Below are 21,506 nucleotides of genomic sequence, written 5' to 3' on the forward strand. Positions count from 1 at the left end.
CCGGTGGTGCGGGCCTACCACCGGAAAACGGCCGACGGCGCTCACCGGGCGGTCAGGTACCACCCGTTCGCCGACCCCCGTCGGTCGGCCCGGTGCCGTCGTCGGGTGCGAGCGCACCGGCGAGGGTGGCGTACCGGCCGCCGAGGGCGAGCAGTTCGTCGTGCCGGCCGCGTTCGACCACCCGTCCACGATCGAGTACGACGATCTGGTCCGCGTGCCGCACGGTGGAGAGCCGGTGTGCGATGGCGATGGTGGTCCGTCCGCGCGAGTGTTCCTCCAGGGCGGCCTGCACCGCCCGCTCGGTCTCGTTGTCCAGGGCGCTGGTCGCCTCGTCGAGCACCAGGATCGGCGGGTTCCGCAGCAGCATCCGGGCGATGGCCAGGCGTTGCCGCTCGCCGCCGGAGAATCGGTGACCACGGGCGCCGACGACGGTGTCGTACCCGTCGGGCAGGCCGCTGACCATGTCGTGGATGCGGGCGGCGCGGGCGGCGGCCTCGATCTCGGCGTCGGTGGCGTCGGGCGCGGCGAACCGCAGGTTGGCCCGGATGGTGTCGTGGAACAGGTACGTCTCCTGCGCGACCAGTCCGACCGCGTCGGAGACCGTGGCCAGGCGCAGGTCCCGCAGGTCGACCCCGTCGATCGTGACCGAGCCCGCGTCCACGTCGTAGAGCCGGGCGAGCAGGTACGCCAGCGTCGTCTTGCCGGAGCCGCTCTCGCCGACCAGGGCCACGGTGGTGCCGGCCGGCACGTGCAGGTCGATCTCCCGCAGGGTCCACGGCGCGTCGGGCGTGTACCGGAACGAGACCCGGTCCAGGCGTACCTCGCCGTGGATCGGGTCGAGCCGTCGGGCGTGCGGCCGTTCCTCGATCTCGACCGGCAGGTCGAGCACCTCGAAGATCCGGCTGAACAGCGCCATCGAGGTCGAGGTCGCCACGCCGAGGCCCTGTAGTGCGGTGGCGGGCCCGACCAGCCGGTTGAGCATGCTGGTGAAGGCGACGGCGGTGCCGATCGAGATCAGGGCCGCGCCGTGCGCGAACGCCAGCCCGGCGACCCAGTAGACGATGGCGGGAACCATGGTGAGGCTGGCCCGACGGGTGGAGAGCAGCCACTTGCCGCTCATCGCGGCGTCGGTCTCGCTGCGCGACAGGGCCCGGGACTCGGCGTCGAACCGGGCCGCGAGGGCCTCCCGGCGCCCCATGGTGGTGGTCAGCAGCACCCCGGCGACCGACAGTGACTCCTCGACCAGGTTGGTCATGCTGGCCAGCTGGCGTTGCCGGCCCCGGGCGATCTGCCGCCGCTGCCGGCCGAGTCGCATCGAGAAGACCAGGAACAGGGGTACGACCACCAGGCAGATGAGCGCCAGCCGCCAGTTCATCACCAGCGCGGCGACCGCCACCGCCGCCGCACTGGTCGCGTTCTGCACCGCCGAGCTGGCGGTGTTGGACACGACGTTGTCGACCCCGCCGATGTCGTTGGCGATCCGGGACTGGAGTTCACCGGCGCGGGTGCGGGTGAAGAACCGCAGCGACATTCGTTGGAGGTGACGGTAGACCGAGGTGCGCAGGTCGTGCATGACCCGCTGGCCGACCAGGTTGGACAGCCAGGTGGTGGCCACGCCGAGCGCGGCCCCGGCGAGGGCGGCGGCGATCATCCCACCGGCCAGCCAGGAGACGAGTACGGCGCTTCGTTCGGGCAGCGCCCGGTCGATGATGCCGCGCAGCAGGAACGGGGCGACCACGTTGGTGGCCCCCTGCACGACCGCCACCAGCAGCAGCGCGGCGACCCACCGTCGGTGCGGCCGGAACAGCCGGACGACCCGGCGTACCGGTGGGGGGTCCGGTGGGTCCTCGACCGGCCCGGTCGGTTGTCGGGGCTTGCTCCGGGCGCGAGGGGCGGTGGGCGGGGCGACCTCGGTCACGGTTCCACCGGTGCCGGGCCGGGGTCGGTGTCGGCCAGCCGTTCGAGCAGGGTCGCGGCGATAACGAGCAGGTCCCGCTCGGCGGTGGTCAGTTCGCGTTCGAGGGCGTCGGCGAGCCAGGTGTCGCGGGGTCGCATCTCCTCGGCCAGGGCGGCCCGACCGGCGGGGGTGATGGTCAGCAGGGACTGCCGGCGGTCGTCCGGGTCCGGCATCCGGCGCACCAGGTCGTTTTCCTCCAGGCTCGCCAGGGTCCTGGTCAGCGACTGGGGTTTGGCCCGCAGCCGGTTGGCCAGCTCGCCCGGGGTGACCGGCCCATGCTGGTGGACCCGGCCGAGCACCGCGCTCTGGGTGAGGCTGAGCAAGCCGGCCCGTTCGGCCCGCATCCGTGCCCCGAGCGCTCCGATGCCGCGCCGGATCTGCTGAGCGGCAGCCAGGGAAGGCTCGCTCGGTGCCTCAACTTTGTTACGCACCAGCTGACGATACTTCGGAACTCCTCCCAGGCCAAACCCGTCAAGTGGCTCGGATTACTAAGTTGGTGCGTAGTATCGACGGGGTGGCTTAAAACGAGGTGGGCCAGCCCGGCCGCTCAGCAGGGCTCCCTGGAGCCGTCCGTCACCGTGATCCAGGCGTCGGCCCGGAAGTTCTTGGCCGGGTTCTCCACCGTCACCGGGCGGAACCGGTTGGCGCGCAGGTCACGGGGCTCGTGCCGGACGATCTGGTCGTAGACGACGGCGGAGACGGCCACCGCCAGGTCCGCGCCGGTCGCCTCGCGCAGCGCCGTACGGAGTTCGGCGCTGTCGCGGAGCCGGCTGACGTGGATGACGGCGTCACCGGCGTACCCGTTGTGCGCGGGGTAGACGAGCCCGGTGTGGATCGCCAGCCGCAACCGCAGCCGGGCCCCCTCACACAGGTCGCGGTTCAGTTGGCGCAGCGCCAGGCCCAACTCATGGACGAAGTCGGCGACCGCCCGTGGTTCGTCGAGCCCGAGCGGCAGCAGCGCCAACTCGCCGTCACCCTGTTCCTGTCGTTGCCACAGGCGTCGGTCGAGGCCGGCGTACTGGGCGGCGGTGTCGAGGACCTCGACGAACCGGCGTTGCAGCGCGAGCTGACCGGGCACGTCCCGCGCGCTGTACGACTCCGCGTCGGCGGCCAGGCACAGCCGGGTCGAACCCGTGCCGATCCCGGCCACCGGCCCACCCGGGCCCACCCCGGCGGCACCGGCCCGGTTCGGCTCGGCCCCGCCCAATCGACTGGGCTCGATGGCACCGGCCCGGTTCGGCTCGGTGTCGGCGGGTCGGTTCGGCTCGTCGGTCGGGGCGAGCAGGATGATCGGGGTCGAGAAGTGTTCGGGATGCCGGGTGCGGGGCCGACTGAGCTGCATCGAGCCGAGGTAGGGCCGGCGCAGCGTGGCCAGCGCGGAGAGCTCTCCGGACACCGTCCTGGCGGTGGGTGGCATCCGCAGGACGGCCGCCACCACGTAGCCGCCGTCCGACAGCGGCCCGCCGTGCGCGTCCCGTAGCGACCAGCCCATGGAGTCGCTGCCGTACCCGTTGACCTCGACCGCGACGGTGTCGCCGAGCACCGGCTCGCCCGGTGCGGGGGGCAGGTGCAGCGGGATCGGTGCCGCGCCGAGCACGGCCGGCAGGCCACCGGGGCCGATCGGCCGGGGCGGCTCCAGATCCAGCCCGAGCGCGTCCGGCGCGGCCCGGCGGAGCCGGACGGTGAGGTCGACGAACTCCTGCCGCCGCGCCCGCGCCTCCAGCGCGAACGGCAGGACCAGCCGGACGTAGCGCCACTGCCGGGCGTCGCGCAGGTCCCGGAACGCGGGCGGGAACCGGTCGAGACCGATCTCGTACGCCAGCGGCCGGCCGAAGGTGATCGCGCCCTGCCGGATCGGGCGGACCGTGTCCCCGCCGAGCATCTGCTCGAAGTCGCACAGGTCCAGCCGGGCCAGCGGACCCGGGATCGTCACCAGGTCTGCCGACTCGGTGCTCACGCGCTCGCTCCGAACAGGACGAATCCGAGCCACAGCTCGGGGTCGTCCGGGTGGTCCTCGATCAGTTCGAGGTGTGCCCGGCGGAACGCGGCCGGAACCGGATGCCCGTCGCCGAGCCACTTCCGGTGGAAGCCGTACATGATCTCCATACTTGTTTCCTCCCCTACCGCACACAGGCTGGTCAGCAGTTTGGTCGGTCCGGACAGCAGAAAGGCCCGGGTCATGCCGATGATGCCGTCGGCGGCCACCGGCCCGCGTCCGCCCCGACAGCAGGAGAGCACGACCAGGTCGGCGTCGAGGCGAAGGTCTCGCAGGTCGCGCAGTCGGACGATCCCGTCGTGGTCGGCCGTACGGGCCAGCGCCACGAACGGCATCCGCGCCGCCAACCCCGCCAGCCGGTCCGGCTCCGCCGGCAACTCGACCAACTCGGCGTCGGCGTGGGTGGCCAGGTAGAGCACGTCGGCGACGGTTCCCGGCGCGCGCAGGGCGGTCAGATCGGCGCGGTTGCCGTACCGGACGTCGGCCCGGCCGGCGTACTGGGCGCTGATCGTGTCGAACCGCCGCTCGGTCGCCGTCAGCGACGCGAGGGGCTCGGCGCCGTCCGGTGTGGCTGTCGGCGCCGGTGGCATCGGCTGCGGGTTGACCAGCGCGAGTAGGTGGGGTTCGCGGACCGGCCGGCGGTCGAGCCGGTCCCGCAGCCCGCCGAGCAGGGCGAGGCTGGGCAGCAGTTCGATCGTGTGCCGGGCGGCCAGCGGCGCCCCGTCCGCCGCGGTGAGGGCCGGGAACGGCACCCGCAGCATGATCCCGTGCGGCACCACCGTGACCGGCTCGTCCGGGTCGGCGGGGAGCAGGTCGACCGCGACCGGTTCCCACAGCAGTCCGCCGAGGCGGGCGAGGAGGTCCAGGATCTCCCGTCGACCGGGATCGTCGAGATCGGTCCGCTCGGCCAGGTGGAGCAACCGGTCGACGTCCGCGTCGAGGGCCGCCGGATCGATCACGCGTACGGCGGTCACCGGCTCGCCGTCCCCGCGTACGGTCCAGACGGTCAGCCGGGACCCGTTCAGGAAGTACTCGACCACGGTGCGCCGGTGTGCGCGGAGGATGCCGCGCAGGGCCGGTCCGTCGACGGCCGGTGCCGTGGCGGGACGGGTGCCACCGGTGGGGTCCTCGCCGGTGCGGTACAGCAGGTCGGCGAAGGCGCGGGCCCGGCTCTGTTCGCTGGCGACCAGGGCGTGCGGGCCCGCGCCGAGGTCGGTGAGCAGGTCGACCAGCCGGGCGAAGAACGGTTGGGCCCGTTCCGCCGCGAAGATCTTGTCCCAGTCCCGGTCGAGCAGTGCCCGCCACCGCTCGACGTACCCGGTCAGCGGGCCGACCGCCGCGGGGGTCGCCCGCCGGACATCCTCGGTGCTGTCGGCGATCCGTGCGCTGTGCAGTGCGCTCCGCCGGTTCTCGGCGATGTCGGCCGTGGTCCGCAGCAGCGACACCGCCGGTGCGGAGCCGACCGGTCGGTCGGCGCCGGTCGGCTCCACCGTCCCGGCCAGCCGGCGCAGCCGTCGAGTTGTCGTGTCCAGCGCCCCGACGCAGGCGCGTACGGCCGAGGCGACGGCACCCGTGTCGGTCAGTGCCGCCGTGGCCGCGGCGGTGCCCAGCCGGCGCAGGCTCGCCGCACAACCGGCGGCGACGTTCGCGGCGTCGGCGAGTGTCCCGGACGGCGCCGGGCCGCTCTGGTCGCGAAGCAGGTCGCCCTGGGCGTCGAGCAGGTCGGCGGTGTCGCTGGCGAGCCGGAGCAGCAGGGTGAGGCCGGGCGGCGTGGTGGCGTACCGCTGCTGGATCTCGACGGCGGTGCCGAGCGCCTCGACCAGGGCGGGGTGGTCGCGCAGCGCGAACGCGCCGACGACCTGGTGGTTGACCAGCAGGGCGAGGTCACCCAACGCGTGGTCGGCCGTCGGGGTGCCGGCGGAGTCGGCGAGGATCGCCCGGTAGCGCGCGACGGCCGCCGCCGCGAGCGGTGCCGCCTGGGCCGCCCGCCGACCGGTGTAGAGGTCGAGGGCCAGCCGCCGCAGGGCGGCGGGGTGCGCCGAGGCCGGGACCGGTGGTCGGAGCACCACTGCCTGCCAGCCCTGCGGCGCCGGCAGCAGACCCACGGCCAGCCCGTCGGCCGGCAACAGGCGCAGCAGCGCCGGCCCGTGCGGGGTACGCCAACCGGTCCGGTCCCGGTCGGTACGGTCCGGCACCGGCTCGACGGCGACCGGCGCGGCGGGGTCGTCAGGCGGGAGTGGCGCGGCCGGGTTGTCGGGTGGGGGCGGCGCGGCCGGGTCGTCGGGTGGGGGCGGCGCGTCCGGGTCGTCGACGGGGAACCACTGTCCGGTGGGTGTCGGTCGGGCCAGCCAGCGGCGGTGCCACTCGACCTCGCGTCCGCGTACCGGGCCGGCGAACGTGATCTGCCGTTGGTCGTTGCGGTCGGTGACGATCCGGAGGTCACCGGAGAGCACCAGCCGGTCGGCGTCGAACCGGAGGAGAAGGTGCGCCGTGGTGATCTCGTGGCGCTGGTCGGCGTCGTACCAGGTCGGCAACTCGTCATCGGCGGCGCTCCGCCGGACCCGCAGGGTGCCGGCCGGTCCGAACACCTCGGGGTCCAGGTCGTCCAGCGACCACCGGAGCTGTTCCCCGCTGGCCGGAGCGGCGCCGGTCAGGGTGAAACCGAACCGGCCCAGACTGTCCGGTGGGGTGAACACGGCCTCGGCCGGCACCGGCGCACCGGCACCGGCCAGCCCGACCAGTTCCAGCTCGAAGACCGGCACCAGCAGGTCGAACGGGGTACGCGGCGGCCGTGCCACGGCGGGCCGGCCGGCTACGTTGGGCCACGGCTCGGCGCCGACGCGCGCGGATTCGCGTCCCGCCCCGGCTCCGGGCGCATCCGGTCCGGGCCGGCGCAGGCGCTGGGTGAGGCGGGTCGCCGTCGGCCCGTCCAGGGTGGACCGGACCAGGATCGCGGTCAGCTCCGGCCGGTCTTCCGCCCGATCTTCCGGCCGGTCGAGGGTGCCCGCGCCGGTGAGCAGGCCGTCGATGCTGGTCCCGGCGTCGGCTGCGGACAGCTCGACGATCCCGCCGTCGTGCGTCCACCAACGACCGGTCAGGTCCAGGCCGGCGATCCCGACCCGCGCGGTACCGTCGGGCCGCAGCTCGTACCGGGCGTCGACGCCGACCGGCTCCCGATCCGGTTCCCAGTGCGCCCGCAGCCGGTTCGCCGACCATGACAGGCGCAGGGTACGCGGGTCCACCGCGCCCGCCACCTCGAACAGCAGCGGCTCCACCGGGTACGCCACCACCGCCGTCACCCGCCGAGGTCCGGTGGTTGCCAGGCACGCTCGAACGCCTCGTACGGATCGTCCGGTCCGTCCGCGACCAGGGTTCCCCGTACCTCCGTCCGGTAGTCGACCACCCGGTCGTCGCGCAGCCCGCTGGCTCGTACCTCACCGGTGACGTGGGCGCCGGTGAAGTGCAGCGCCAGCATCGCCCGGCGGGCCGACACCGGCAGTGGCGGCGGCACCCAGGACAGTTGGAGGCCGGACGGCACCGGGGTCGGCGCGGTCCAGCTGACCGTCGAGGCGCCCTGGGGCGCGGAGAGCTCGGCCCGCAGCCGCCCACCGGTCAGGTCCAGCGTGTACCGCTCGACGTCCCCGCTGCCGCCGTCCGACGTGGCGGCGAGCCAGCTGATGTCACCGATCACGCCGATGTCCCCGCCGAACAGGGTGACCTCGAGCAGGTCCGACCCGGTCGGCGGCAGCAGGGTCAGTTCGGCGGGGATCGCGTGGAACGACACCCCGTCGGTCACCCCGGTCAGCTCCACCCGGTACACGGCGGGCAGGGCGATTCCGCCGACCCGCCCGAACCCGGAGTCCGTACCGGCCTGCTCGTCGCGCAGCGGTTGGCGCAGGGTCACCCGCTCGTCGTGCACCTGGGCCCCGATGGTGTATTCCGTGGTCAGCAGGAGCACACCGTCCACGGGGGCGATCCGGCCGGCCATCGACGCCCGGGCCGAGCCGTCGGGACTGTCGCGGGCGGCGACGAACCGCACGCCCGCACCGTCGGGCCGGTGCAACCCCGGCAGCGGGAAGAGATCGTCACGGGCCAGCCCCGGCCGGGGCACGACGAGCAGGCGGCCGTCCGGGTGCAGCCACCATCCGGTACCCCGCAACATCCGGTGCAGGCCCGGTCTGGCGCGCGCCGTGCCCCGGTGGTCCATCCGCGCGGGGCCGTCCGGCACCAGTCGTCTCATTCGCCTACCTCCGCCGATCGGGTCACCTCGCCCCGTCAGGAAAGCAGACCCGCGCCGTCCCGATCCGCTCAGCTGAGGGAATCCCGACACCTCGTCGGTGCGATATTCGGTGGGTGATGGGACGACGGGCGAGACAACAGGTGCGTCGTCGGGCCGCTGCGGGTACGCCGACGGGTCCGGGGGAGAACTTTGCCTGGCAGGTGCACGCGGCACAGGAGTCGTGGACCGCGCAGCTCGACGTGAAGGCGTCGATCCTGCTCGCCTTCGAGGGCGGCACGATCGTCGTCTCGGTGCCGACCCAGGGCTGGCTCTCGGCGGCGGCCACCGACGGCTGGCCGCGTTACCTGGGCCTCGCCGGGGTGGTCACGCTGGTGGTGGCGATGGTGCTGACCGCGATCACGATCGCGCCCCGGCTCGGCTCGCCCCGCCGGCACCGGATCGAGTACCGCGACAACCTCATCTACTTCGGACACCTGCGGTTGTGGTCGCCGCCGGCCCTGGGTCGCCGGCTGGACCGGCTCAGCGTCGCCGACCACAACCAGATGCTCTCCCGGCAGTTGGTGGCGATGAGTCGGCTCAACTGGCGCAAGCACCGGTTCCTCCAGGTGTCGATCGTCGCGTTGCTGCTCGCCCTGACCGCGCTGAGCTGTCAGGTCCTGCTCGCCTGGCGCGGCTGAGCCGACCGGTCCGGTCGGGTGCCGGTCGGCGGGCCGGCGAACTTTTCGGCGTGGACACTCAACCTCCAGCCGGTCGGGAACCTCTGAACCGTTGACGACAACGTGCAGGGGGGACCGGACAGGTGAGTGACGACGGGTTCCGGGAGTTCGTCGAGGTTCGTTACGGCGACCTTCTGCGTACCGCCTACCTACTGACCGGATCTCGCGACGCCGCTCAGGATCTGCTCCAGAACGCACTGGTCATCACCATGCGGCGCTGGCGGCAGGTGGACGAACCGATGGCGTACGTCAGGCGGATCATGGTGAATGAGCGGACGAGCCTGTGGCGGCGGCTCGGCTCGCGTGAACTGTTGACCGGGGTGGTGCCGCAGCGCGCGCAGCCCGACGGGACCGATCGCCATGCCGACCGGGACCAGTTGCTGACCGGACTGCGCCGGCTGCCGCCGAGGATGCGGGCGGTCCTGGTGCTGCGGTACTGGGAGGGCCTGTCCGAAGCGGAAACGGCGCAGCTGCTCGGCTGTTCCGCCGGGGCGGTGAAGAGTCAGGCATCCCGGGGGCTGGCCCGTCTGCGGGACGTGCTCCGAGATTCCGGCGAGCCGATGCCGGCGCCGAAGGTGACCGTGGGAGGGACCGCATGAGCGTGGACGAGTTGCAGGCCGGGTTCCGGCGGCTCACCGACCCGGTGTTGCCCGGTGCCGACCCGTACGGCGACGTGCTGCGCCGGGCGCGGAGCCGGCGGCGGGCCCGGTTCGCCGCAGCCGGTGCGGCGCTGTTGGCCCTGGTGTTGTCCGGACCGGCGATCGTCGGGGTCGGCGGCTGGCAGGGCGGGCCTCCGTCCGAGGGATATCCGGTCGAATCCGACTGGACCTGGCGACTGATCGACTCGCCGACGCGGGGAAACCTCGCCGGGGACACCGAGCTGGTGGCCGACCTGACGCGGGCGCTGCGACACGAGTCGGCACTGCCCGAGGTGAAGGTGCTCTTCGCCCACGACTTCGCGCGGTCGCGCGTCGTCCTGACCGCCCACTATTCCGACTCCGCCGCGGCGCTGTCCGTCTTCCGTGAGGTGCGCGGCGCGTCGGCCGGTCAGCTCGCCGAGAGCGACGGACTCCGTAACGCGCGGCTGGATCCGTTCGTGACCGCTCGCGGGGTGCTCGGCGACGAGGAGGATCGGGTGTCGTTCTGGCAGGTGGGGCTGGCGCCGGATGGCTGCCAGGTGGCCATGTCGGGGTATGCCCCGATCGATGCGGGCGGCACGGTCGGCCGTCTGTGGGAGCTTGCCGCGGGCGGGGACTTCATGGTGCGTGAGGACCAGCCGGCCAGCGTGTGGCGCATCACCTGCGGCGGAGTTGTTCGTCAGCAGGGGCCGCTGGATCCCGGCTTCCGCGAGATTGGTGATCAGGTGGCGCCGGCCGATCCGGATCCGGCGGCGGGCTGGGCGGGCCCGGTCGACCGGTCGACCGGGCAGGCGGCGCTGGCCTCGTACAAGGAGCTGGTGGGCGAGGCCGGGTTGTCGGCCGCCGTCCCGGTCGTTCGCTGGGCGGGCGCCGTCACCGAGTCGGGAGTCGCGGTGCCGGCGGTGCTGCTCGGGCCGGAGACCGGTCCCGGTGCGGTGGTGCTCCGGGTCGGCGCCGAGCCGAGGGCCATGGTCGCGCTGGCCGACACCGACGGTGCCCGGCCGGATGACACCGGGACCGGGGCGGCGAGCCGCACCGGATGGTCCCTGGTCGCACCGGGAACGGCGGACGACTCCGGGGTGATCGCAATCCGGCTGCCGGAGCGTTCCGGCGGGCACGCGGTGCTCTCGGATCGGATGTTGGTGGTCGTGCCGAGGTCGGCCGCCACCGTCGAGGCGGTCGACGCCGGGGGCGCGGTGATCGGATCCGGCCGGGTGGAGGGTGGCGCCGCCTTCCTCGGGCTCACCGGCCACGACGGGGCCACACTGCGCGTGCTGGGCGCGACGGGTGAGCAGGTGGCGACGACGCGGGTGCCGGAGCGGGCCGAGGGAGAGCAGCTCTTCGGCGAGCCGATCTTCGCGAGATGGTGACGGTGGCGATCGAGGGCCACCGCCGGGCCCGCGCCGGGCGGTCCGGTGTTGGCCGGGCAGGTACCAGGCTTTTCGGCGCCGGTCCGGTGTTGGTCAGGCAGGCAACGGGCGCTGCGGTGCCGGTCCGGTCGACTCGCGTACGGTCAGCGTCGCCGGGAGGATGACCGTACGCCGGGCCGGCTCGGCGGTCGGTTCGTCCAGCCGGGCGAGCAGCATGGCGACCGCCACCTCACCGGCCTGTTCGATCGGCCCGGTCAGGGTGGTCAGCGGCGGATGGCAGAAGTCGGCGCCGAAGATGTCGTCGCATCCGATCACGCTGAGGTCGCCGGGGACGTCGACGCCGCGTTGGCGCAGCCGGGGCAGCATGCCGATGGCGAACAGGTCGTTGAAGCAGATGCAGGCGGTCGCCCCGGCGGCCAGCACCGCGTCGGCTGCGGCCGTACCCGATCGGCGCCCGCGCGGGAACGGCCCGACCTGGCGGAACCGGTGCCCGTACCGCTCGCCGGCCGCGCACATGGACCGCCACCGGGCCCGGTTCGACCAGGCGGTGTCCGGGCCGGCGACGTAGACGATGTCGCGGTGGCCCAGGTTGACCAGGTGTTCGACCGCCAGCCCGATGCCGGTCGGGGTGTCGATCACCACGCTCTGCACGCCCCGGACGTTGCGGTTGACCGTGACCAGCGGGATTTCCCCGGCCAGGGCGGTCAGGGCGGCTTCGGGCAGCCGGGAGGCGGCGAGGATGGCGCCGTCGAGCGACCGGCGCATCTTGTGCAGCATCTCCGCCTCGTGCTCGCCGGAGTCCTCGGTGTCGATCAGCAGTTGGGCGTAGCCGGCGGCTTTCAACCGTTGCTGCGCACCCCGGATCAGTCCGAAGTAGAACGGGTTCGTCACGTCGGACACCAGCACCGCGATGGTCCCGGTACGTCCGGAGATCAGCGCCCGCGCCTGCGAGTTGGGTACGTAGTTCAGCTCGCGGGCGGCGGCCTGGATCCGGTCCCGGGTGGCCGGGTTGACCCGGCCCGGTTTGTTCAGTGCCCGGGACACGGTCGACGGTACGACGCCGGTCACCCTGGCGATGTCGGTGATGGTGACCGGCCGGGCGCGGCGGGCGCCACCGGTGCTTTCCATGTCGCCAGGGAACCACGTTGGCAAATCCTTGGCAAACGATTGCCGTCGATCACGGCCCATTGTTACGGTCCCGTGAATTCCGCCACCCGAGGTGCGCCGGTGCGCTGCCTCCCGCCGAGGAGCTGAGGTAGATGAAAGCGCGACGAACCCTGGCCGGGCTGACCGGTCTGATCGTGGTCGGGCTGGGCCTGACCGCCTGCGGTGCCGACGAGAGCGGTTCGACCGGCGCCGGGTCCAGCCTGGACGTGCTGGTCCAGGCCAACTCGATCTATCCCGAGCAGCAGCGGCAGTGGTTTTCCGACGTTTCGGCGAAGTTCGCGGCCGAGACCGGGGTGACCGTACGGTTCGAGACGTTCGCCTCGCCGAACGACGAGCTGACGAAGATCCAGACCTCGGTCCTGTCCGGCCAGGGACCGGACATCTACTCCCTCGGCACCACCTTCACCCCGACCGCGTACGCGACCGGCGCCTTCGTCGAGCTCACCGCCGACGACTGGGCGAAGGTTGGTGGACGGGACAAGTTCCTTCCCGCCACGCTCGGCATCTCCGGGCCGGAGCAGGGCAGGGAGGTCGGCGTCCCGTTCGCCAGCCGGCCGTTCGTCATGGCGTACAACAAGGAGTTGTTGGCCGGGGCCGGCATCGACAAGCCCGCCGACAGCTGGGACGGGCTGCGCGAGCAGGCGAAGCGGCTCACCACCGACGGCCGGTACGGTCTCGCGGTCGCCTACGCCGACTCGTTCGACCCGTGGAAGTTCATCTGGGCGATGGACGTGCAGGCGGGCAATCCCCTGGTCACCGGTGCCACACTGCGGCTGGACGACCCGACCACGCTGGCCGCGTACCGCACCTACCTCGGCTGGCTGGGGACCGACAAGGTGGTCGACCCGGCCTCGGTCGGCTGGAAGAACGCCCAGGCCATCGCCGCGTTCGCGGCCGGTAAGGCGGCGTTCCTGCCGATGGTGTCGGGCACCTCGAAGGTGACCCTCGACTCCTCCGCCGTCGCCGGCAAGTACGCGTACGCGATCATGCCGACGATCCCGCCCGGCGTGACGGCGCTGCCCGCGCAGGGCCGCCCGGCCACCAGCATCCTCTCCGGCGACAACCTGGTGGTGGCGAAGTACAGCAAGAACAAGGAGAACGCGCTCAAGCTGATCAAGCTGCTGACCGACCCGGAGATGCAGGGCACCTACTACAGGACGTTCGGTGAGCTGCCGACGAACGCCGAGGCGGCGGGCGCGCTCAGCGGCGACCCGGCACTCACCGCGCTGGTCGAGTCCTCCTCGAAGGCGGTCGGCACCCCGTTCAGCGGCGCCTGGAGCCAGATCCAGCTCGCCCTGGTCAACGTGGTGGTCCAGTCGATCCCCACGCTCTCGGCCGGCCGGGTCGACGAGGCGAAACTGCGGTCGCTGCTCGCCGAGGCCCAGAAGTCCGGGCAGGCCGCGCTGGACAAGGCCAAGTGACGCCGGCACCGCTGACCGAGGACGGCCCGGTGGCCACCGTGGGTCCGCGCCGGGCGGACCGGCCGACCCCCGTGGACGGACCGGCGCGCACGACCGTGCCGGTCCGCCGGGAGCCGGCCCGAGCCCGGCGTACGCGGCAACGCCACCGTCCGCTCTGGATGCTGATCCCCGGTGGGCTGCTCACCCTCGTGGTGATCGTCGTCCCGTTGCTCACCGCCGGTTACATATCCCTGCTCGACCTCGACCAGTACTCGATCCGGCAGTGGGTGGGGGCGCCGTTCGTCGCGCTCGACAACTACGTCGAGGCGGTACGCGCCTCCCACCTGCCGCACGCGATCGGCGTCAGTCTCGGCTACGCGCTGCTCGCCACGGTGCTGACCCTGCCGCTGGGCGTCGCCGCCGCGCTCGCCACACACGACCGGTTCCGGGGCCGGGCCCTGGTCCGGTCGATCTTCCTCATTCCGTACGTGCTGCCGGCGTTCGTGGTCGGCACGGTGTGGCGGATCATCCTGCAACCCGACGGGGTGGCCAACGCCGTCCTCGGGCAGCTCGGGCTGGCGCCCGGACTCTGGCTCAACGGCCCGCGCAGCTTCTGGGCCCTGGTGGTCGTGCAGGTCTGGACCGCCTGGCCGCTGGTCTACCTGCTGGCGGTCTCCGGGCTGCACACCGTCGACCCGGTGGTGCACGAGGCCGCCGCGCTCGACGGGGCCGGCTGGTGGGCCAAGCTGCGGTACGTGATCGGCCCCTACCTGCGCGGACCGGTCTCGCTGGCGCTGGTCATCTCGTTCCTGCACCACGTCAACAACTTCACCCTCCCGTTCGTGCTCTTCGGGGTGCCCGCCCCGCGAGACGTCGAGGTGCTGCCGGTGCTGACCTACGTGGAGAGTTTCCAGAACTTCCGGTTCGGGCTCAGCGCGGCGATGGCGGTGCTGTCGCTGGTGCTGGTCGCCATCCCGATCGCGGTCTACCTGCGGGCCGTCCGCCTCGACACCGGAGAGGAGGGCCGCAACCCGTGACCACCCGTACCGCCGGTTCCCGCTCGGCGGAGATCACCCGGCTGCTGCCCGGACCGCTGCGGGCCCTCGTGCTGGCCGTCCTGCTGCTGCTGGTCGGGGCCCCGCTGGTGTATATGTTCCTCGCCTCGATCAACTCGGATCTCTCCGTCGCCGCCGGGGAGTTCCTGCCCCGCAGCCCGGACTTCGGCAACTACCGGCGGATCTGGTCCACCACCGACCTCGGCCCCGGACTGGTCAACAGTGTGCTGGTGGCGGGCGCCGTCGCGGTGGTCTGCGCGCTGGTCTCGATCGTCAGCGCGTACGTCCTGGTCCGGGTCGCGTTCCGGGGCCGGATCGCGATCCTGCGCGGCCTGCTGGCGTTGCAGACGATCCCCGGCACGCTGATGCTGCTGCCGGTCTTCGTGCTCTTCGCCAGCGCCGCGACGGTGCTCGGCGTACCGGTGATCGGCACCCGGTGGGCGCTGTTCCTCACCTATCTGACCTTCGGGCTGCCGTTCTCCACCTGGGTCATGGTCACCTACCTGCGCGGGCTGCCGCGCGAGCTGGACGAGGCGGCCCGGGTCGACGGTGCCTCGTCGTGGCACGTGCTGACCCGGATCATCGTGCCGCTGAGCTGGCCCGGACTGACCGTGTCGGCGATCTTCGCCTTCCTGCTCGGCTGGAACGACGTGCTGTTCGCCTCCGTACTGACCAATCCGGACACCCGTACGGCGGCGGTGTCGTTGCAGATCTTCGGCGCCACCCAGGAGGGCGGCGCGATCCCGGTCTACGGACAGCTGATGGCGGCGGCGCTGATCTGCGCCGTGCCGGTGGTCGTGCTCTACCTCTTCTTCCAGCGCTACCTGATCAGCGGCCTCACCACGGGCGGGGTGAAATGACCCCGGCCCCGCCCGCGCCACGCCCACCGGACGATCGGAGAACAGAGCGTATGAACGGCGGCGCCACCGACCCACCCGCCCCGGCCCCGATCGACGTCGCGATCGTCGGCGCCGGCATCATCGGCGCCAACCACGCGGCGGCCGTCGACCGGCACCCCCGCCTGCGGGTCGCCGCCCTGGTCGACCCGGACGAGGCGGCCAGCGACGCACTCGCCCGGAGCATCGCGGCGAGCACCGGCGGCGAACCGCCCGGCCGCTACCCGAGCCTCGGCGAGGCGTTCGCCGACCGCCCGATCGGCCTGGTCGCGATCTGTACGCCGAGCGGGCTGCACGCCCCGATCGCCGAGCAGGCGGTCGCCGCCGGTGCCCACGTGGTGATCGAGAAGCCGTTGGACGTGACCCTGAGCCGGGCCCGGCGGCTGGCCGACGCCGCCACCGAGGCGCAGTCACGGGGACTGGTCGTCTCGGTGGTCAGCCAGCACCGCTTCGACCCGGCCAGCGTGGCGGTGGCGCGAGCCGTCGCCGCCGGCGAGTTCGGGCCGATCACCTCGGCCGTGGCGACCGTCGCGTGGTGGCGCGACCAGGCGTACTACGACTCGGCAGACTGGCGCGGCACCTGGGCGTACGACGGTGGCGGGGCGCTGATGAACCAGGGCGTGCACACCGTCGACCTGCTGCTCTGGCTGCTCGGCCGGCCGGTCGAGGTCTCCGCCCAGACGGCCCGGCTGGCCCACCACGGCATCGAGGTCGAGGACGTGGCGGTCGCCACCGTGCGGTTCGCCTCCGGGGCGCTGGCGGTGCTGCACGCCACCACGGCCGCGTATCCGGGGCTGGGCACGCGGCTCCAGGTGCACGGCGCCCGTGGCTCCGCGGTGATCCACGACGACCAGCTCGAATACTTCCACGTCGCGGCCCACACCGACGACCGTCCGCCGCGCCGCCCACCCAACCAGGCGGCCGACCGGGTCCCGCCCGGCGAGCTGCGCGACGCACCCAGAGCGGAGGACGGTTTCGTGCTCGGTCACCTACGCCAGTACCAGGACGTCGTCGAGGCGATCGAGCAGCGCCGGCCACCCGGTGTCCGGGTCGAGGACGGGCTGCTGTCGCTCGCCGTGGTCGAGGCGGTCTACCGGTCGGCCGTACTGGCCCGACCGGTCGCGGTCGCCGACGTGCTCGCCGGTGCCTTCGACGACGTACCGTTCGGGACCGGCGGCACGCTGCCGGTGCCGGCCGGGGAGGGGGAGCGTCGATGAGGTTCTCCGTCTTCACCGCCTCGACCCCGCAGTGGACACCGAGCCAGGCCGCCAACGCGTTGGCGGCGCAGGGCTGGGACGGCATCGAGTGGCGGGTCACCGACCAGCAGCCGGCCGCCGAGCCGGGCTTCTGGGCCGGCAACCGGGCCACCTGGCCACTGACGGGGCTGGAGGACCACCTGGCCGAGATCGCCCGGATCACCCGCTCGGCGGGGCTGGACTACTCCGGCATCGGCGGCTACGTGCCCAGCCGCGAGCGGGCGGACGTGGAGCGGATCCTGGCCGCCACCGCCGCCCTCGGCGCCGGCCGGGTCCGGGTGACGATGCCGACGCTGGGCGGCGGCCGCTACCCCGAACTGTTCGACGCCACCCGCCGCGACCTGGAGTGGGCCGCCGGCCGGGCCGCCGAGTACGGCGTCAGCGTGCTGGTCGAACTGCACCACAAGACGATCGTGTCGTCCGCGTCGGCGGCGATCCGACTGGTCGACGGGTTGGACCCGGACCGGGTCGGGGTCATCCACGACGTCGGGAACCTGGTCATCGAGGGGCACGAGGACTACCTGGCCGGGTTCGAGATGCTTGGGGCGTACCTCGCCCACGTGCACGTCAAGAACGTCGCCTGGCGGCCGGTGGGGCAGCGGCCGGACGGGTCGACGCAGTGGGCGCAGGACTGGACGCCGCTGCCGGAGGGGCAGGCGGACCTCGGTGCGTACTTCGACGCGCTGGCGGCGGTCGGCTACGACGGGTGGGTGACGGTCGAGGACTTCTCCACCGCCCAGCCGCTCGTCGAACGTACCCGCGACAACCTGGCGTACCTGCGGGAGATCGCCGACCGGGCGCGTTCCGGCCGCGGGGCACCGTAGCGGGGCGGCTTGTCGGCCGGCAGCACAATGATCGCGTGAATCCCGCCGCCCCGAACCACGGCCGTCGCGCGTCCCGCGTCCGGGTCGGTCTCGCCGTGCTGGCCCTGTCCGGCGTGACGGTCGCCGCCGTCGGACTGCTGGTGCCGTCCGACGCGCGCTGGCCCCGGCTCGACGTCCTCGGCGGGCTCGGTCTGGCGCTGGTGGCGAGCGTCTGGTGGTGGCTGCTGGCCCTGCGGGCGGGGCCGGCCGACGGGGCGCCGTCGCGGTTCGGGTGGTGGCCGGCGCACCGCCGGATCGTCGCCGACGTCGTACTGATCGTCGGCGGGCTGTGCGTGCTCGCCGTGCCGGCGGTGGTCCGGGACGCCCACCCGGACGTGGTCGCGCTGCGCAACAGCGACCCGGTGATCCAACGACTGGAGGTGACGGCGGTCGGGGACGTGGTCCGGAGTTCGGGCCGGGGCGGTACGAGCTACGAGGGGCCGGTGACGGTCAGCGTGCCCTATGCGGGCCGGCCACCGGTTGAGCGGACGCAGACCGTACGATCCGGCCACCATCCCCGGTCCTGGCAGATCATCTACGCGCTGTACTCGCCGTCGCACCCGGAGGTCGGGGTGGTGCTCGACTTCCGGCGGGAGTCCCTGGAGGACCACCTGCACACCGGTGTGCCGACCTGGCTCGTGATCGAACTGGTGCTCGGCGCGGTGGTGGTCGCCCTGCGCGGTGTCACCGGCGGTCCTCCCGGTGGCTGGCGGGCCCAGGCCCGGCTGCGGAGGGCGATGCGCCGAGGTGACCCCGTGGTCGTCGTCGACGGCCGCCTCGACGTGTCGCCGCTGCGGCCCGTATCGACCGTGCCGGCGGAGTTCCACGGCACCGAGGCCAGCGGCACCCTGCGCTTCGACTGGACGTTCGACCTCGACCGGATCCGGGCCGACTTTCCCGGTACGGCGAGCCTGTGCTGGCTGCCCGACACCGGTCGGGACCGGCCGCGCCCCCTGTACGCGGCGATCCTGGTGTTCGACGACGGCCGGTACGCCCCGGTCGGCATCCGCCAGCTCCCGGCCGTCCGGACCACCCGCGTCGCTCCGGTACCGGACCGGCCGGTGGGGCCGTTTCCGCAGGCCGTCCGGGGGCCACGGGGGATATTGGTGCTGGGCGTGACCCTGATGCTCGGCTTCCTCTGTTCCGGTGCGCTGGTCCCGTGGCGGACCACCGCCGGCTCCGGCTCGGGTATGGACGTCGAATCGTCGTACAACCTGGATCTGCTCGTGTTCGGGCAGTTCTGCGTCCTGCTCCTGCCGCTGCTCGCGCTGGCGTTCTACCGGGTCCGGCTCCGGGCGAGCCCGCGGCCGGCGGCGGTTCCCGTGCGTTTCGCCCCGCCCGTGGTGGGCACGGACGCACGCCCGGCCCCGCCTACGGGTTGAGTTCGTCGGTGAAGCTCGCCAGCACCCGCCCGTCGGCCCCGTACGCGACCAGGTGGCCGTGGGCCATGTTCGCGCTGCGGAAGGAGAACTCCCGCCGCCCCGCGTCCAGGTTGAGCAACGGGATGGTCCGGGGTGCGCCACCGGGGGCGGAGCGGTATTCGAGCCGCGTGACGGCGGGGTCGGCGACGCCGTTCACCCGTACCTTCGTCTTCTCCCGGACGACCGCGAAACGGACCGGGACCCCGGCCGGCCGGTCGGCGCACCCCGCCAGGTCCCGGCAGAAGTAGAAGTAGCGCGGGTTGTCCGCGTCCGCCAGCGTGTACGCCTTGAACGTCGGATCCGCCCCCGCCGGCAGCGGCAGTACGGCGAAGCACGCCAGGGTGGCGGTGAGCGCGGTCGCCGCCCGCACCCAGCCGCGCCGGTGACCGCCGCGACGGGCGGTGCCGACCACGACGACGGTGATCCCGCCGAACCGGCCAGGCAGACCGCGACGACGCCGAAGGCGCGGGCGTTCTCCAGCAGGAACTGTAGGCCGGGAAATGTCGACACGCCGTCGAGCAGCACGCCGAGCGAGAAGACCATCGCCAGCAGCAGGACCGCCCCGGCGACCCGGCGCAGCGGTCCCCGCGCGGCGACCAGCAGCATCGCCGCCAGCACCGTCCAGACCTGGTGGTGGGTCCACGACACCGGGGAGGCGACCACGGTGGCGCAGCCGACCAGCACCGCCGCGCGCACCGGTTGGTCGTCGGCGGCGAGGCTGCGGGCCCGCAGCAGTGCGGTGCCGCAGACCAGGGCGACCAGCGCCGCCCAGAGCGGCGGCAGTGCCTCCGGGGACACTCCGGCCCGCATCAGCATGCCGTGTATCGACTGGTTGCCCAGTGAGGCGAGGTTGCCGATCCGGGACGTCTCCAGCATTGTCGACGTCCAGTATGTCCAGGAATCCGCCGGCAGCACGACCGCGGCGAGGGCGGCGCAGCCGACAAACGCGGCGACCGCCCGGCCGGCGTCCCGGTACCGGCGCGAGACCAGGAAGAACACGATGAACAGCAGCGGGGTCAGCTTGATCGCGGCGGCCACACCGACCAGTACGCCCCGGTAGCGGGCCGGGGTCAGCCCCACCGCGTCGACCAGGGCGAGCAGCACGATGAAGACGCTGACCTGGCCGAACCGCAGGTTGCTCTGCGCCGGTGCGGAGATCAGCACCGCGCAGGCGACCCCGGCGACGAGCAGTTGGCGGTGCCGTGACGCGACACCGAACGCGCCGCTCACCGTCGCGGCGACGGCGGCCACCGCCGCGCACACCGCGACCAACCAGATCACCTGTACGGCGGATTCCGGCAGCGCCACCATCGGGCGTAGCAGCAGCATCGCGAACGGCGGATAGGTGAACGGCCCACCGTTGGCCGCCACGTACTCGTACAGCGGTCGGGCGGCTTCGACGGTCTGCGCCGCCCCGTAGTAAATGTGCAGGTCGGACAGTCGCTCCCCGGCCGGTCGGCGCAGCACCAGCACCGACGACACGACGGCGATCACGCCGAAGAGCAACCATGCCGGACCAGCCCTGCGCCATGCCATCGGACCAACGTACCCAATCCGGGCCGTCGAAGGACACGCGCATTGTGCTCGATCGATGTTAGGTTGGCGCCGATCCCGCCTCGTCGACCGGCGGGGACGACTACCGGGCGGGTGAAGATCGTGCGCAGGACGGTGACGCAGGATCAGTGGCAGGCCGCGCGGAGCGCGTTGCGGGACGCCGGTGACCGGTTCGCCGAGCTGATCGCCGGAACGCGGGCGGACGCGCCGGTGACCGCGCACTGGTCGGTGGCGGAGATGACCGCCCATGTCCAGGCGATAGCCCGGCTCTACACGTCGATCGTCGCGACCGAGCCGACCCCGCTGCCGTTTCCCGGCATCGAGGAGCGGTTGCGGGTCACCACCGTCGACACGATCGCCGACCTGAACGAGGTGGTGCTCGCCCGCTGCGCCGAGCGCGACCTGGCCGTGCTCGACCAGCGGCTGCGCGACGACATCGACCGCATCCTGGAGCTGACCGCCGACCGGGACCCGACCGACGGGGTCGAGTGGCTCGGCGAGGCCCGCCCGACGGTGGCCGGCGTCGTCGCCCACCTGGTCAACGAGCTGCTGATCCACGGCTGGGACATCGCCCGCGCCGGGCGGGTGCCATGGCGGATCCCGCCCGCACAGGCCGGCCTGTACTTCGAGCTGTTCGTCCTCGGCATGCTCGGCGACGGTTACGGCTACGGGCGGTTGCTGGACAACGACGAACCGGCACGGGAGCGGCGGATCGCGGTCGAGTTCCGGTCCCGTTACACCTCCCCGGTCACCCTCGTACTGCACCGGGGCAGGGTGAGCGCCGAGCCGATCGGTGTGGCCCCGGACGTACGGCTGTCGTTCGACCCGGTCACCCTCAACCTGATGATGTTCGGCCGGGTCGGCAAGCCGCGCGCGGTGCTCACCGGGGGACTGGTCGTCTCGGGGCGCCGACCCTGGCTGCTGCCGACCTTCCTGCGTACGCTCCGCGCCCCCGGCAGCTGAACGCCCCACGTCCA

At 73.0% G+C, this 21,506-nt stretch carries 18 protein-coding genes; 10 read left to right on the plus strand and 8 right to left on the minus strand.

Annotated elements, in window-relative coordinates; translation table 11 throughout:
- Nucleotides 1-52: 52 nt before the first annotated feature.
- The 5 genes from ACZ6QQ_RS10440 to ACZ6QQ_RS10460 all read right to left on the minus strand — a co-directional run bounded on the left by ACZ6QQ_RS10440 (nt 53) and on the right by ACZ6QQ_RS10460 (nt 8,193).
- Entirely contained in the window at nt 53-1,807 is a 1,755-nt protein-coding gene (locus tag ACZ6QQ_RS10440) for an ABC transporter ATP-binding protein (protein ID WP_465875870.1), read from the minus strand.
- Nucleotides 1,808-1,914: 107 nt separating this feature from the next.
- Complete coding sequence (locus ACZ6QQ_RS10445) at nt 1,915-2,388, minus strand: MarR family winged helix-turn-helix transcriptional regulator (RefSeq protein WP_465875675.1); 474 nt, start codon at nt 2,386-2,388, stop codon at nt 1,915-1,917.
- A gap of 116 nt (nt 2,389-2,504) precedes the next feature.
- Nucleotides 2,505-3,914 (minus strand): hypothetical protein, encoded by a 1,410-nt coding sequence (locus ACZ6QQ_RS10450; protein ID WP_465875676.1) that lies wholly within the window; start codon nt 3,912-3,914, stop codon nt 2,505-2,507.
- Entirely contained in the window at nt 3,911-7,252 is a 3,342-nt protein-coding gene (locus ACZ6QQ_RS10455; RefSeq protein ID WP_465875677.1) for a CHAT domain-containing protein, read from the minus strand. Before ACZ6QQ_RS10455 ends, ACZ6QQ_RS10450 begins: the two co-directional genes overlap by 4 nt.
- Complete coding sequence (locus tag ACZ6QQ_RS10460) at nt 7,249-8,193, minus strand: hypothetical protein (protein WP_465875678.1); 945 nt, start codon at nt 8,191-8,193, stop codon at nt 7,249-7,251. The genes ACZ6QQ_RS10455 and ACZ6QQ_RS10460 overlap by 4 nt, the downstream gene beginning before the upstream one ends.
- Before the next feature lie 116 nt (nt 8,194-8,309).
- Here ACZ6QQ_RS10460 and ACZ6QQ_RS10465 point away from each other — a divergent pair, with 116 nt between their 5' ends.
- The 3 genes from ACZ6QQ_RS10465 (at nt 8,310) to ACZ6QQ_RS10475 (ending at nt 10,917) form a co-directional block, all read left to right on the plus strand.
- Nucleotides 8,310-8,870, plus strand: a complete 561-nt coding sequence (locus ACZ6QQ_RS10465) for a Pycsar system effector family protein (protein ID WP_465875871.1) — start codon at nt 8,310-8,312, stop codon at nt 8,868-8,870.
- A 122-nt stretch (nt 8,871-8,992) separates the two neighbouring features.
- Nucleotides 8,993-9,508 (plus strand): SigE family RNA polymerase sigma factor, encoded by a 516-nt coding sequence (locus ACZ6QQ_RS10470; RefSeq protein WP_465875679.1) that lies wholly within the window; start codon nt 8,993-8,995, stop codon nt 9,506-9,508.
- Complete coding sequence (locus tag ACZ6QQ_RS10475; RefSeq protein WP_465875680.1) at nt 9,505-10,917, plus strand: hypothetical protein; 1,413 nt, start codon at nt 9,505-9,507, stop codon at nt 10,915-10,917. The genes ACZ6QQ_RS10470 and ACZ6QQ_RS10475 overlap by 4 nt, the downstream gene beginning before the upstream one ends.
- 93 nt (nt 10,918-11,010) lie before the next feature.
- On the opposite strand, the gene ACZ6QQ_RS10480 is transcribed toward ACZ6QQ_RS10475, so the two are convergent.
- Complete coding sequence (locus ACZ6QQ_RS10480; RefSeq protein ID WP_465875681.1) at nt 11,011-12,045, minus strand: LacI family DNA-binding transcriptional regulator; 1,035 nt, start codon at nt 12,043-12,045, stop codon at nt 11,011-11,013.
- 131 nt (nt 12,046-12,176) lie between these two features.
- Between ACZ6QQ_RS10480 and ACZ6QQ_RS10485 the strand changes: the two genes are divergently transcribed.
- Genes ACZ6QQ_RS10485 through ACZ6QQ_RS10510 form a run of 6 tightly spaced genes read left to right on the plus strand, consistent with a single transcriptional unit; the run spans nt 12,177 to nt 18,936 of the window.
- On the plus strand, nt 12,177-13,505 hold the full coding sequence (locus ACZ6QQ_RS10485) for a sugar ABC transporter substrate-binding protein (RefSeq protein ID WP_465875682.1): 1,329 nt from the start codon (nt 12,177-12,179) through the stop codon (nt 13,503-13,505).
- A complete protein-coding gene (locus ACZ6QQ_RS10490; RefSeq protein ID WP_465875683.1) occupies nt 13,502-14,521 on the plus strand; it encodes a carbohydrate ABC transporter permease in 1,020 nt (339 codons plus the stop codon). The genes ACZ6QQ_RS10485 and ACZ6QQ_RS10490 overlap by 4 nt, the downstream gene beginning before the upstream one ends.
- Entirely contained in the window at nt 14,518-15,399 is an 882-nt protein-coding gene (locus tag ACZ6QQ_RS10495; protein WP_465875684.1) for a carbohydrate ABC transporter permease, read from the plus strand. The genes ACZ6QQ_RS10490 and ACZ6QQ_RS10495 overlap by 4 nt, the downstream gene beginning before the upstream one ends.
- Before the next feature lie 50 nt (nt 15,400-15,449).
- Nucleotides 15,450-16,652 carry a Gfo/Idh/MocA family protein gene (locus ACZ6QQ_RS10500; RefSeq protein WP_465875685.1) on the plus strand — a complete coding sequence of 401 codons (1,203 nt, stop codon included), beginning with the start codon at nt 15,450-15,452 and terminating at the stop codon, nt 16,650-16,652.
- The gene (locus ACZ6QQ_RS10505) at nt 16,649-17,515 is read left to right on the plus strand and encodes a sugar phosphate isomerase/epimerase family protein (protein ID WP_465875686.1); all 867 of its coding nucleotides are present in this window, start codon (nt 16,649-16,651) and stop codon (nt 17,513-17,515) included. The genes ACZ6QQ_RS10500 and ACZ6QQ_RS10505 overlap by 4 nt, the downstream gene beginning before the upstream one ends.
- A gap of 35 nt (nt 17,516-17,550) precedes the next feature.
- Nucleotides 17,551-18,936, plus strand: a complete 1,386-nt coding sequence (locus tag ACZ6QQ_RS10510) for a hypothetical protein (protein ID WP_465875687.1) — start codon at nt 17,551-17,553, stop codon at nt 18,934-18,936.
- On the opposite strand, the gene ACZ6QQ_RS10515 is transcribed toward ACZ6QQ_RS10510, so the two are convergent.
- A complete protein-coding gene (locus ACZ6QQ_RS10515; RefSeq protein WP_465875688.1) occupies nt 18,926-19,132 on the minus strand; it encodes a hypothetical protein in 207 nt (68 codons plus the stop codon). The two genes, ACZ6QQ_RS10510 and ACZ6QQ_RS10515, sit on opposite strands and share 11 nt — an antisense overlap.
- Complete coding sequence (locus ACZ6QQ_RS10520) at nt 19,129-20,511, minus strand: glycosyltransferase 87 family protein (protein WP_465875689.1); 1,383 nt, start codon at nt 20,509-20,511, stop codon at nt 19,129-19,131. Before ACZ6QQ_RS10520 ends, ACZ6QQ_RS10515 begins: the two co-directional genes overlap by 4 nt.
- 120 nt (nt 20,512-20,631) lie before the next feature.
- Here ACZ6QQ_RS10520 and ACZ6QQ_RS10525 point away from each other — a divergent pair, with 120 nt between their 5' ends.
- Nucleotides 20,632-21,492, plus strand: a complete 861-nt coding sequence (locus ACZ6QQ_RS10525; RefSeq protein ID WP_465875690.1) for a maleylpyruvate isomerase N-terminal domain-containing protein — start codon at nt 20,632-20,634, stop codon at nt 21,490-21,492.
- Nucleotides 21,493-21,506 lie beyond the last annotated feature (14 nt).

It is taken from the genome of Micromonospora sp. NPDC049529 (assembly GCF_055586685.1).

Excerpts from the sequence above, each read along its gene's own strand:
- ACZ6QQ_RS10460 (WP_465875678.1), bottom strand. The coding sequence starts at position 8,193 with ATGAGACGACTGGTGCCGGACGGCCCCGCGCGGATGGACCACCGGGGC.
- ACZ6QQ_RS10465 (WP_465875871.1), top strand. The coding sequence starts at position 8,310 with ATGGGACGACGGGCGAGACAACAGGTGCGTCGTCGGGCCGCTGCGGGT.
- ACZ6QQ_RS10475 (WP_465875680.1), top strand. The coding sequence starts at position 9,505 with ATGAGCGTGGACGAGTTGCAGGCCGGGTTCCGGCGGCTCACCGACCCG.
- ACZ6QQ_RS10480 (WP_465875681.1), bottom strand. The coding sequence starts at position 12,045 with ATGGAAAGCACCGGTGGCGCCCGCCGCGCCCGGCCGGTCACCATCACC.
- ACZ6QQ_RS10485 (WP_465875682.1), top strand. The coding sequence starts at position 12,177 with ATGAAAGCGCGACGAACCCTGGCCGGGCTGACCGGTCTGATCGTGGTC.
- ACZ6QQ_RS10500 (WP_465875685.1), top strand. The coding sequence starts at position 15,450 with ATGAACGGCGGCGCCACCGACCCACCCGCCCCGGCCCCGATCGACGTC.
- ACZ6QQ_RS10505 (WP_465875686.1), top strand. The coding sequence starts at position 16,649 with ATGAGGTTCTCCGTCTTCACCGCCTCGACCCCGCAGTGGACACCGAGC.
- ACZ6QQ_RS10520 (WP_465875689.1), bottom strand. The coding sequence starts at position 20,511 with ATGGCATGGCGCAGGGCTGGTCCGGCATGGTTGCTCTTCGGCGTGATC.